Here is an 11432-nt window from a genome sequence, read left to right as displayed (position 1 = left end):
CGCGCCCCGGCGCCCCCCCCCCCCGGGGGGGGGGGGGGCGGGGGGGGGGGGGGGGGGCGGGGGGGGGGGGGCGGGGCCCCCCCCCCGGGGGGGGGGGGGGGGGGCGCCCCCCGCCTCTGTGTCCGCGCCGCCGGTCAGTCGGCCGGCGTCAGGGCGACCTCGGCGCTGCCCGAGAGGGACGGCAGGCCGTCCGGGGGAGAGTCGTTGTAGGTGGCGTTGAAGACCGCCTTCAAGTTGTCCGCACCGGAGTGGCCGCCGTCCACGAACGTCACGAACGATCCGGAGCAGCCGTTGCTCGAGGAGAGCGGATGGCCGTGCGAGTCGTGGCCGAGGATGAACGTGACGGTGACCTTAGAGCAGTCCACCGGCTGGTCGTCGGTGACGGTGACGTTCCAGGTGACCGTGTCACCCCAGTGGAACGCCGTGCCGCCGTGCGGAGCCGGGTCGGTCGTGAGCGAGACGACGGGCGCCTTGTTGCCGACCACGACGGGGACCGACGCGGAGGCCGAGCGTCCGGTGCTGTCGGTGACCTTCAGCGTGGCGTCGTAGACGGCGTTCTCGGTGAAGGTGTGCTCGGGGTTCGCCTCCCTGGAGTCCACGGTGCCGTCGGCGTCGAAGTCCCAGGCGTAGCGGAGGGCGTCGCCGTCGGCGTCCTTCGTGCCGGCGCTGGAGAACCGGACCGTCAGCGGACTGGTCCCGTTGACCACGTCCGCGGCGACCTTGGGCTCCGGGGTGCGGTTGCCGCGCGTGAAGTCGATGCGCGAGAGCTGGGCCTCGGGCAGCTCCGCGAAGTACCCGGTGCCGTACTCGAGGACGTACAGCGCGCCGTCCGGGCCGAACTCGGCGTCGATCGGGCCGTCCGTCGTGATCGAGGGGATCGCGTCCTCGATCCTCTTGACCTCGTTCCCCTTGCCGAGGGTGATAGCCTTCATCTGGTCGCGGGTCCACTCGTAGAAGAGCGGCTTGCCGTCGAAGTACTCGGGCCAACGGTTCTCGGCCCTGTTCCGCTTGTCGTAGCGGTACGCCGGGCCGCCCATGGGGCCGATGCCGCCCGTGCCGAGCTCCGGGAACTCCTCGGAGGCCCCGTAGTTGTAGACGATCTCCGCGTCCGTGACCGGCGGCAGCGTGCCGAGGCCGGTGTTGTGCCGCGAGTCGTTGACCGGCTTGGCGCAGTCGAAGGCGCCGCTCGACTTCTTCGTGGCGAAGTCGTAGTCCTGGTACGGCATGTCCTGGGTCACGCAGAACGGCCAGCCGTAGTTGGCGGGGCGGTCGATGACCATCCAGCGGCCGTGGCCGCCGGGGCCGCGGTCGGGGTTCGCCTGGTTGGCGTCGGGTGAGTAGTCGCCGACGTAGACCTCGCCGGTCCTGTCGTCCACCGCGAAGCGGAACGGGTTGCGCAGACCCATGGCGTAGATCTCGGGACGGGTCTTCGGGGTGCCCGGCGCGAAGAGGTTGCCGTCCGGTATCACGTAGCCGCCGTTGCGCTTGACCTTGATGCGCAGGACCTTGCCGCGCAGGTCGTCGGTGTTGCCCGAGGTGCGCCGCGCGTCGTAGACCGGGTTGCGGTCGGGGCGGTCGTCGAGCGGGGCGTAGCCGTCCGAGGCGAACGGGTTGGAGTCGTCACCGGTCGACAGGAACAGGTTGCCCTTGTGGTCGAAGTCGATCTTGCCGCCGACGTGGCAGCAGATGCCGCGGTCGGCCGGGACGTCGAGGATCTTCTGCTCGGTGCCGAAGTCGAGCTTGTTGCCCGCGAGCTTGAACCGGGACAGCCGCGTGACGCCCTTGTACCGGGCGAAGTCCTCGGCCGTGCCGAACTCGGGCGCGTCCCCTTCGTTGACGCCCGCAGTGGCCGGGTCGTCCATGGGGGTGTCGAGGCGGGGCGAGTAGTAGAGGTAGACCCAGCGGTTCTTGGCGAAGCCGGGGTCGACGGCGATGCCCTGCACGCCTTCCTCGTCGTGCTGGTAGAGCCCGGCGGGACTCTTCTTCATGTCCGCGGCGAGGAAGTTCACGCCGCTCTTGGGGTCGTGGATCCGGACCTCTCCCGTGCGGGCCGTGTGCAGCACCCGCCGGTCGGGCAGGACGGCGAGGGCCATGGGCTCGCCCGGACGGTCGTTGAGGGTGACCTTCTGGAAGTCCGCCTTGGCCGGCGGTGCGGGGTCCGATGCGGTGGCTCGGGCTGCGGACGGAGGCAGGAACCCGACGGCCCCGGCCAGCGCCGCCGCCCCCACGAGGGTGACGATCCGTCTGTTGCGCACTCAGAACTCCTCTGGTCTGGTCGGCGGCTGCGAGAGCCCGGGGTTCGGCCCCCGGCTGGGCCGCGGCAGAGCGAAAACGAGTCAAATACCGTGCGAAGCGAGTGAGTTGGACGCTAGAGCGCCCACTTTCCACTCGTCAAGGACAAAGTTTCAACCTTCTCGGGGAAAGTCCGTCCTGAGGGTTTCGGGTGTTTTCGGGCATGCCCGCCCGACCCGCCGACGCCGGGGCACCGGGCGGGTCAGGCGGCTGACGCCGTGTCAGTGGCGCGCGCGCAGGGCCGCGAGGTTGTCGTAGCCGATCCGGGCGAACTGCAGGGACTGGGCGGGGTCGGTCGTGCTGGGCGCGTTGTCCTGCTCGACCATCGGGTTGTGGTAGTTCTTCGCCCCCACCCGGGTGAAGAACCTGCGGTAGTCGATGTCCCCGGTGCCGAACGGCACCATGTCGTAGCCCAGGCCGCTCTGGAGGTTGACCACGCCGTCCTTCGCGTGGAAGAGCGGGAAGCGGTGGGTGTTGCGGGCCACGAGACCGGCGGGGTCGAAGACCTTCTCGCGCTGCGTGCCGTCGTGCGCGGTGTACGTGTGGAACTTGTACTGGGCCACGTGCGCCCAGAAGACGTCCAGCTCCAGGTGGACGCTCTTGCGGTCCGTCACCTCCAGGAAGTACTCCAGCTTCCGGATGCCGGAGCTGCGCGTCGGCCGGCCCTGGGCGTCGAGCGGCCCCCCGTCGAGCAGGAAGTCGTAGGCGCTGTCGTGGTTGTGGGTGTACAGCTTGACGCCCTCGCGGCGGGCGATGGCGCCCAGGGTGTTCCACTTCTCGGCGGCGACGTCCCAGTCGGCCCGGTAGGGGGTGCCGGTGGGGTCGCCACCGGTTCCCATGTGCTCCATGCCGAGGATGTTGGCGATCTCCAGGTTCAGCTTGAAGGTGTCCAGGTCGGACGGTGTCAGCGGCCAGGACGCCGGGATGAAGCCGTGGCTGCCCTGCGCCCGCAGGCCGTACTCGTCGAGCCAGGAGCGCAGCAGCTTCGCGCCCTGGACGGTCCCCAGGTTCGCGCCGCCGGGGGCGTTGGCGTGCTGGCCGTAGCCGGCGAACTCCACCTGGCGGTAGCCGAAGCGCGACAACTGCCGGAACACCTCGCGGAAGCCCGAGGGCAGGTCGGTGGTGAGGGGGTCGCGGCCGACCGCGTCCCGGACGGTGTAGAGGATGATGCCGCGCTTGTGCGGCGGGACCAGGGCGGAGCGGCCCCGGTCCTCGACGGCGGGTTCGGCTCCGTCCCGCGCCAGCGCGGGCGAGGCGCCGAAGACCGGGGCGGCGATCGCCACGGCCGCGGCGGCCGTGCAGGTGCTGAGGAAACGACGGCGGTTGACGCCGAGCGCGCGGCGCAGTGCGTCGCCGGTGACGGATTCGTCGTTGAACGCGGTCACAGTGATTCTCGCTTTCGTCGTCGCGGTGCTGCGGGTGCCTGACGGCAGCCGCCTCAGGAGAGGCCGGCGAGCCGCAGCAGGAGGGACTTCACATCGGTGGCCGCGACGCGGCCGGATACTGCGCGGGGGGTGGAGCACAGGACGAGCGGACCTTCTTCGTCGCTCGTGGGGAGGCGGCCGTGGCTGCCGCGGACGGGCGAGGGGTCGAGGGGCACGACCGCCATGCGGTAGCGCATGCCGAGCTTCTTGCGGGCCACCGCCTTGGCCGCCCTGAGCCGTACGTAGGGGTCTTCGGGATCCATGAACAGCTCGACGGGGTCGTAGCCGGGCTTGCGGTGGATCTCGACGAGCTGGGCGAAGTCGGGGGCGCGGGCGTCGTCGAGCCAGTAGTAGTACGTGAACCAGGCGTCCGGTTCGGCGACCGCGACCAGTTCCCCGGAGCGCGGGTGGTCGAGCCCGTTCGCCTTCTTGCCGTCGTCGTCGAGGATCTCGTCGATGCCCGGCAGGTCCTTCAGCGCCTCGCGGGTGGCGTCGAGGTCCTCGGACCGGCGGACGTAGACGTGGGCGATCTGGTGGTCGGCGACGGCGAAGGCGCGGGACGCCATCGGATCCAGGTACTCCATGCCGTCCTGGGTGTGGACCTCCAGCAGGCCGGCGCGCCGCAGGGCGCGGTTGATGTCGACGGGCCGGCTGACGGGGGTGATGCCGTACTCGGACAGGGCGACGACCGTGCGGCCCTCGTCGCGGGCGTCGTCGAGCAACGGACCGATGACGGCGTCGAGTTCGGCGGCGGCGCGGTGGGAGCGGGGGTCGTCGGGGCCGTAGCGCTGCAGGTCGTAGTCGAGGTGGGGCAGGTAGCACAGGGTCAGGTCGGGGTGCCGGGTGCGCATGATGTGCCGGGTGGCGTCGGCGATCCACTTGCTGGAGACGATGTCCGCGCCCGGTCCCCAGAAGTGGAAGAGGGGGAAGGTGCCCAGCTCGTCGGTGAGTTCGTCGTGCAGGGCCGGCGGGCGGGTGTAGCAGTCGGGTTCCTTGCGGCCGTCGGCGTAGTAGACGGGGCGGGGCGTGACGGTGATGTCGGTGTCGGCGCCCATGGCGTACCACCAGCAGATGTTGGCGACCGTGTAGCCGGGGTGGGCCCGGCGGGCGGCGTCCCAGAGCCTGTCGCCGGCGACGAGGCCGTTGTGCTGGCGCCACAGCAGGACGTCGCCGAGTTCGCGGAAGTACCAGCCGTTGCCGACGATGCCGTGCTCCGCGGGCGTGGTGCCGGTGAGGAAGGTGGACTGCGCGGTGCAGGTGACGGCCGGCAGCACGGTGGACAGGTTCGCCTGCGAGCCGGAGGCCGCCAGCGCCTTGAGGCGGGGCATGTGGTCGAGGAGCCGGGGGGTGAGGCCGACGACGTCCAGGACGAGGAGCGGGGCGGGGTGCTTGTCGCTCATGGCAGTTCCTTCGCGTCCTTCACGGCAGTTCCTTCAGGCCGAGGTCGGTGAGCAGGTCGCGGGCGAGGCCGAGTTCGGCGGCGATGCCGTCGACGAGCTGGGTCCTGGTGCGGGGGCGCAGCTCGGGCGGGAGGGCCTGCCAGGTGTAGGTCTCGACCTCGAGGTGGCGGGTGCGGGGCGCGGCGCCCCCCACCAGCAGGGCCAGGGCGTCCTGGAGCACGTGCAGGGTGGAGGTGAGCGGGGCGGCGGGCGGGGCGTGCAGGGGGACGTGGAAGTGGGCGCGCCAGGGTGCGCCGTCGGGCAGGGCGTCGCCGGCCAGCGCCTCGCCGAGGTCGTCGGTGCCGTGCAGTCCGGCCGCCGTGAGGGTGCGGGTCTGGTGCAGGAAGCGCGGTTCGGCGAAGGCCGCGAGGGCGTCGCGGACCTCGGGCCGACGGGGTTCCTCGGCGTGCAGGGCGGCCGACAGCTGCGCCTTGGGGACGCCGACACCGGCGGCGTCGAGTGCGGCCAGCGCCGTTTCCGGGTCCTCGAAGGAGGTGGCGAGATGGCAGGTGTCGACGCACACTCCGACACGGTCGCCGGGCAGGGCGGTGAGCGGTCCGATCGCGTCCGCGGTCGTCTCCACCGTGCAGCCGGGCTCCGGTTCGAGGGCGATCCGGATCGATTTGCCGGTCAGCTCCTCCAGCACGTCGAGCCGCTCCCCCAGGGTGGTCAGCGCCGCACCGGCGGTGGCGGCGGCGTGCTCGTCGAAGTCGGTCCGCCAGGCGAACGGAAGGGTGGAGATCGTCCCCTCGGTGACGTCGTCCGGCAGCAGCGCCGTCAGGAGCCGGGCCAGGTCGGTGGTGTACGCGAGGCGTTCGGTGTCGGCCCAGTCGGGCTTGTAGACGCGGTACTTGACCTCCTGCGCGCCGAACCCCTCGTAGGGGAACCCGTTCAGGGTGACGACTTCGAGGCCGCGCCGGTCCAGCTCGGCCCGTAGTCCGCGCAGCGCCGCCGGGTCGGTGGTCAGCGCGCGTGCCGCGTCCTTGGCGAGCCACAGGCCGATGCCGAGCCGGTCGCGTCCCAGGGACCTGCGGACCGGCTCGCAGTGGTCGCGCAGTTGGACGAGGACGCCCTCGAGGGTCTCCGCGGGGTGGACGTTGGTGCAGTAGGCGAGGTGGACGGTGGAGCCGTCGGGGTGCCGGAAGCGCATCAGCCGCTCCTCTCATTCCCCGCCGCGCAGGATGGAGTTGCCCTCGTGCAGCTCCTCCGGCTTCGGGACGTCGAGCCGGAGACGGCCGCTCAGTCCGTAGAAGGCGACCGGGTTGCGCCACAGCACCTGGTCGACGTCGTCCTCGCCGAAGCCGGCCGCGAGCATGGCGTCGGCCACCTTGCGGGTCTTCAGCGGGTCGCTCTTCCCCCAGTCGGCGGCCGAGTTGACGAGGACCTTGTCCGTTCCGTACGTCCTCAGGATCGTGACCACGCGGTCCTCGTCCATCTTGGTGTCCGGGTAGACGGAGAAGCCGAGCCAGCAGCCGCTGTCCTTCGCGTCCCTGACGGTCGTCTCGTTGAGGTGGTCGAGGAGGACGTGCTCCACGGGCAGGTGCGACTCGCGGACGACGTCGACGGTGCGGCGCAGACCGGTGAGCTTGTCGCGGTGGGGCGTGTGGACGAGGGCGGGCAGGCAGTGGTCGGCGGCGAGCTGGAGCTGGGCGGCCAGCGCGGTGTCCTCGGCCGGTGTCATGGAGTCGTAGCCGATCTCGCCGACGGCGACGACGCCGTCCTTGACGAGGTAGCGGGGCAGGGCGTCCAGGACCGGTGTGCAGCGGGGGTCGTTGGCCTCTTTGGGATTGAGGGCGATGGTGCAGTGGTGGGCGATGCCGTACTGGGCGGCGCGGAAGGGTTCCCAGCCGAGGAGGGAGTCGAAGTAGTCGAAGAAGCCGGCCGGGGAGGTGCGGGGCTGGCCGAGCCAGAAGGAGGGCTCGACGACGGCGCGCACACCGGCTGTGTACATGGCCTCGTAGTCGTCGGTGGTGCGTGACGTCATGTGGATGTGGGGGTCGAAGATGCGCATCACAGCTCCTTGGGCTTCTCGCCCGTCAGGGCGAGCAGGCGACCGAGGTCGTGGGGGACGTCCCGGCCGGCGGCGGTTCGCTCGGCGGCGTAGTCGCCGAGCATGCGGGCCAGTTCGCCGTCACCGGCCGCCCGCTGCGCCAGGCGCGCGACCGCGCCGAGGGGGACGCCGGTGAACAGGCACTTCAGGACGGCGTGACGCCAGGCGTGCGGGTCGAGGTGGGCGGCGCCGTAGGGGCCGACGGCGGCGGAGAGGAGGCTGGTGTCATGGGTGCGCAGGGCGTCCTCGACGAGGTGTACGGCGTGCGGTCCCCGGACCAGGGCCGGGAGCGCCTGGAGCACGGCACGGCGTTCGGCGGCACTGCCGTGCCGGTAGAGCCGGGTCAGGGTCTCGACCCCCGCCCGGGCCTCGACCAGCAGCAGCGTGCGGACGGCGTCCGCGTTGTCGTGGCCGCAGTGCCGCCCGGCGGCGGCGAACCGCAGCTCCCAGCTCTGGGCGAGGTACGGGGAGGTGGGTGTCGGGGGTGCCTTCGCCGCGGACGCGGCGTCGGCCAGTGCCTCGTCGAACCAGGCGCGCGCGGTGTCGTCGGGCAGCCGGGCGGCGACGTCCTCGCGGGTTCGGGGAGGGGGTTGCGTCATGGTGCCGGCGCTTCCTTCCTGGCCGTGGCCGCTGTGGTCCGGAGGAACTCGATGGAGGAGCGGGCCAGTTGCGGCCCCGCGTGGGAGTGGCGGGGCAGTTCGACGACGGTGAGGCCCTGGTAGCCGGTGGCGGCGAGCGCGTCCAGCACGGGCGGGAAGTCGATCTCGCCGTCGCCGAACGGCAGGTGCTCGTGCACCCCGCGGCGCATGTCCTCGATCTGCACGTGCCGCAGCCACGGCGCGGCCGCACGGACGCACTCGTCGGGCGGGTCCGGCTCCAGGCACTGGCAGTGGCCGATGTCGAGGGTCAGGCCGAGGGGGGAGGGGTTGCCGAGCAGGGTGCGCAGGTGGTGGAAGTCGGCGAGGGTGGCGAGGAGGTGGCCCGGCTCGGGCTCGATCGCGAGCGGCACACCGGCGGCGGCTGCCGCGTCGAGCACGGGCAGGAGCGCCTCCTCCAGTCGCCGCCATGCGGTGTCGTCGTCCGTGCCGGGCGGCGTGATGCCGCTGAAGCAGTGCACGGCGTGCGCCCCGAGGTCCGCCGCGACCCTGACCGCCGTGATCAACAGCCGGGTGCGGGCGGCACGGCCGTCGGGGTCCGGGTCGAGCAGCGACGGACCGTGCTTGCGGTGCGGGTCGAGCACGTAACGGGCGCCGGTCTCGACGGTCGCGGTGAGGCCGAGCGCGCCGAGCCGGCGGGAGACCCGGGCGGTACGGGCGGTGAGGTCGGGGGCGAGCGGGTCGAGGTGCATGTGGTCGAGCGTGAGCCCGACGCCGTCGTAGCCCAGGTCCGCGAGCAGGCCGAGGGCGTCGTCGAGACGGAGGTCGGTGAGGCCGTTGGTGCCGTAGCCGAGGCGGAGTCGCTGCGGGCCGTTCACGTGGGGCTCACCTTTCGTGCGAGCGTGCGGGCCAGGGGGGCGAGCCCCAGCACGGCGAGAGCGGTGGCGCCCGCCCCGGACCGGGCGGCGAGCGCGGCCTGGAGCGGGATCATGGCGCGGATTCCGCCGCCGACGGCGCGCCGGGTGAGGGGCGGGGACGGGTTGAGGGCGGCGTGCAGGCAGGGGACGGCGGCGGTACGGACGTACGCGGCGGCCGACAGCGCCGGGAGGAGCCCCGCCGTCGTGCGTGTCCGTGCCAGCAGCAGGCCGAGCGCGGTCGCCGCTCCGCACGCGGCGAGGGGGGTGAGCGTCGCACCGCCGTGCGCCTCGTGCCGCGAGACGGCGGTGACGGCGTAGGTGTGGGCGGCCAGCGCGGCGGCGGCGGGGGCCGCGGTGCGCAGGGCGGGACCGGGCGTGGTGGGAGGCCCGCCTCGCGGCGTGCCGGCGCCCGGGCCGGTGGGCACCGCGCCGACGGGTTCGGAGCCGGTGAGCGCCGGGCCGGCGGCGGGAGCGGCCGGGTCGGGGCCGGACGGCGCTGTGGCGTCGCTCCGGCGGGGCAGCGGGCCACGAGCGCGCGCGGACGGTGCGGCGCCGGCGGCGGTTCGGCGGGAGCGCACCGCGGTGGGCGCCGACACGGTTGCCGTGGTGCCGAGCAGGAGGTCCAGGGCGCGGGCCGCGGCCATCGCCGCCGGGGCCGCGGGGGTGTGCTTCAACCGGAGGTCGTAGGCCCAGACCGTGGCGGCCAGGGCGGTCGCCGCCGCGAGTGCGGGGCGGCCGGCGCGGGCGGCGAGCGTCAGGCCCGCCGCGGTCAGGACTCCGGCCGCACTCAGCGCCGCTGTCGGGGAGACGCGGCCGGAGGGGAGGGGACGCTGGGGGCGGTCGACGGCGTCCTCGTCGCGGTCGGCCCAGTCGTTGAGCGCCATGCCCGCCTCGTAGAGACAGAGCGAGGCGCCCACGGCGTACGCCGTGCCCCGGTTGGGCCGCAGCCCGGCGGCCGCGGCACCGGCGAGGGCGTCACCGGGCACGGTGAACAGGGCGGAGACGCGGAGCAGTTCGGCCCAGTCCCGCAGCCGCGCCCGTCGCCCGCGCCCCGGTGCGGTTCCCGCGGGGCGCTGCCCGTTCCCGGTCCGGGCGGGGTGCGGGACGCGGACCGGTGCGGGTGGGACGAGGCGGGACGCAGGGGCGCCGGTCACTTCGCCTCCCGCAGGCGGTCGGCGAACGCCAGCAGCGCGGTGAACTGCTCCGAGAGGCCCGCCGGCCCCCCGTCCGGGTCCTTGAAGTAGAAGCCCAGTTCCGGGAGCGGGCCGGACAGGCCCGCCTCGTGGGCGCGGGCGACCAGGCGGGCCAGGTCCAGGACGAGCGGTGCGGCCAGGGCCGAGTCGCAGCCCTGCCAGATGGTCTGGAGGATCATCCGCGAGCCGAGGAAGCCCTCGAAGACGATGTGGTCCCAGGCGGTCTTCCAGTCGCCGAGCGCCGGCACGTCGTCGATGTGCACCTCGCCCTGCGGCGTGTGCCCGAGGGTCTCGGTCAGGACGCGCTCCTTGCCGGCGTTCTTCGCCGCGGCCGCCCCCGGGTCGGCCAGCGCCGCCCCGTCGCCGCCGCCCAGCAGGTTGGTGCCGGACCAGGCCCGTACGTCCAGGGCGCGTTGGAGGAACATCGGGGCGAGCACGGCCCGGAGCAGCGTCTGGCCGGTCTTGCCGTCACGGCCCGCGTGGGGAAGTCCGCCGGCCGTGGCGGCGTCCGAGAGGGCCGGGGTGCGCAGTCCGGTGGAGGGCGTGAAGTTGACGTAGGGGCAGCCGGCCCGCAGGGCGGCCGCCGCGTAGAGGGAGCTGGGCGGCAGTCGTACGGCGTCGGGAGCGGGCAGCGGTTCCGTGGAGGAGACGTTGACGACGACCACCCGTGCCAGTGCGTTGCGCGCGCGGAACGAGGTGAGGTCGGCGGTGAAGTCCGTGATGAGTTCCTCGTCGCTGCGGGTGTCGCCCGGGAACGGGCCGCCGGGCCGTATCTCCTCGTCGGCGGCCCGCAGTTCGGCGTGCACGGCGGAGGCGAGCCCGTGCGGCAGGACGCGTGCGTCGGTGAGGTGTTCGGCCCGCTTGGGCAGCGGGCAGTCGACGGTGTCGTGGCCGCCGAAGACGAGTGCGGTCAAGGGCGTGAGGCCGGTGCCGTGGAACGGCGGTGTCTCGGTGACCATGCCGGTCGGCGGATGCAGTCCGGCGGCGACCGCCGCGCATCCGGCGACGGCGGTGGTGGCCACCGATCCGCGTGCTCCGACGAACCAGACACCCGTGCGTGCGGTCCGCCCGCCGGTCCGGGGCTCCGATGCGTTCCCGTCGTTGTTCACGGGCTGCCTCCCTGCCATGTCGATGGTCCGATGTGGTTGGAGGACGGTGGGCGGGGGCTCGGGGCCTTCCCTCCCGCCGCCGGCATGTGGGCGGGTTCCGGCCGCGACCGAGGAGGGCGGCTCCGTGGTCGGCGGGGTCACGGCCAGCGAGTGGGCGGCGTGAGGGCCGCCGGTGACGAGTGCGGGATTCCTGGGGGCGCTTGCTCGTGTGCTGGGTACGGATGTCCTCCGTGGGCCGGCCGGACGAGTGGGGAACCGTGCGACCGGAACGCGCCGTCAGCGGCGGACCCCTGTGCGGTGGCTGTGCACGAGAGGGGACCGTAGCCGCGTTCGTCCTCCGCGGAAAGCCCTTGTGCACGAAGAAGTCGAAACTTCCTCCCGACTCAGGACAAAGGCGCGTCCGGGCAGCCCG

The 11432-nt window shown here is 73.2% G+C and carries 9 protein-coding genes; all 9 read right to left on the bottom strand.

Translation table 11 applies throughout. The annotated features are described in order from the left end of the window. Positions 1-134 precede the first annotated feature (134 nt). The 9 genes from ACH4F6_RS15900 to ACH4F6_RS15860 all read right to left on the bottom strand — a co-directional run bounded on the left by ACH4F6_RS15900 (position 135) and on the right by ACH4F6_RS15860 (position 11038). Entirely contained in the window at positions 135-2255 is a 2121-nt protein-coding gene (locus tag ACH4F6_RS15900; RefSeq protein ID WP_397960731.1) for a PQQ-dependent sugar dehydrogenase, read from the bottom strand. Between the two features lie 258 nt (positions 2256-2513). Then, a complete protein-coding gene (locus ACH4F6_RS15895; protein WP_397960730.1) occupies positions 2514-3677 on the bottom strand; it encodes a sugar phosphate isomerase/epimerase family protein in 1164 nt (387 codons plus the stop codon). A gap of 53 nt (positions 3678-3730) precedes the next feature. Beyond that, positions 3731-5116, bottom strand: a complete 1386-nt coding sequence (locus ACH4F6_RS15890; protein WP_397960728.1) for a nucleotide pyrophosphatase/phosphodiesterase family protein — start codon at positions 5114-5116, stop codon at positions 3731-3733. 19 nt (positions 5117-5135) lie between these two features. Beyond that, positions 5136-6305 carry a metabolite traffic protein EboE gene (gene eboE, locus ACH4F6_RS15885; RefSeq protein WP_397960727.1) on the bottom strand — a complete coding sequence of 390 codons (1170 nt, stop codon included), beginning with the start codon at positions 6303-6305 and terminating at the stop codon, positions 5136-5138. A 12-nt stretch (positions 6306-6317) separates the two neighbouring features. After that, positions 6318-7166 carry a TatD family hydrolase gene (locus tag ACH4F6_RS15880; protein ID WP_397960726.1) on the bottom strand — a complete coding sequence of 283 codons (849 nt, stop codon included), beginning with the start codon at positions 7164-7166 and terminating at the stop codon, positions 6318-6320. Next, positions 7166-7804 (bottom strand): EboA domain-containing protein, encoded by a 639-nt coding sequence (locus ACH4F6_RS15875; protein WP_397960725.1) that lies wholly within the window; start codon positions 7802-7804, stop codon positions 7166-7168. The genes ACH4F6_RS15880 and ACH4F6_RS15875 overlap by 1 nt, the downstream gene beginning before the upstream one ends. After that, on the bottom strand, positions 7801-8679 hold the full coding sequence (locus ACH4F6_RS15870) for a sugar phosphate isomerase/epimerase family protein (RefSeq protein WP_397960724.1): 879 nt from the start codon (positions 8677-8679) through the stop codon (positions 7801-7803). The genes ACH4F6_RS15875 and ACH4F6_RS15870 overlap by 4 nt, the downstream gene beginning before the upstream one ends. Continuing rightward, on the bottom strand, positions 8676-9872 hold the full coding sequence (locus tag ACH4F6_RS15865) for an SCO3242 family prenyltransferase (RefSeq protein ID WP_397960723.1): 1197 nt from the start codon (positions 9870-9872) through the stop codon (positions 8676-8678). Before ACH4F6_RS15865 ends, ACH4F6_RS15870 begins: the two co-directional genes overlap by 4 nt. After that, on the bottom strand, positions 9869-11038 hold the full coding sequence (locus tag ACH4F6_RS15860) for an inositol-3-phosphate synthase (protein ID WP_397960722.1): 1170 nt from the start codon (positions 11036-11038) through the stop codon (positions 9869-9871). Before ACH4F6_RS15860 ends, ACH4F6_RS15865 begins: the two co-directional genes overlap by 4 nt. Between the last annotated feature and the right edge of the window lie 394 nt (positions 11039-11432).

The organism is Streptomyces sp. NPDC017936, assembly GCF_044328485.1.
Taxonomy (GTDB): Bacteria; Actinomycetota; Actinomycetes; order Streptomycetales; family Streptomycetaceae; genus Streptomyces.
This window is presented reverse-complemented; position numbering and strand designations above follow the sequence as displayed.

Excerpts from the sequence above, each read along its gene's own strand:
- ACH4F6_RS15880 (WP_397960726.1), bottom strand. The coding sequence starts at position 7,166 with ATGCGCATCTTCGACCCCCACATCCACATGACGTCACGCACCACCGAC.
- ACH4F6_RS15875 (WP_397960725.1), bottom strand. The coding sequence starts at position 7,804 with ATGACGCAACCCCCTCCCCGAACCCGCGAGGACGTCGCCGCCCGGCTG.
- eboE (WP_397960727.1), bottom strand. The coding sequence starts at position 6,305 with ATGCGCTTCCGGCACCCCGACGGCTCCACCGTCCACCTCGCCTACTGC.
- ACH4F6_RS15860 (WP_397960722.1), bottom strand. The coding sequence starts at position 11,038 with ATGGCAGGGAGGCAGCCCGTGAACAACGACGGGAACGCATCGGAGCCC.
- ACH4F6_RS15890 (WP_397960728.1), bottom strand. The coding sequence starts at position 5,116 with ATGAGCGACAAGCACCCCGCCCCGCTCCTCGTCCTGGACGTCGTCGGC.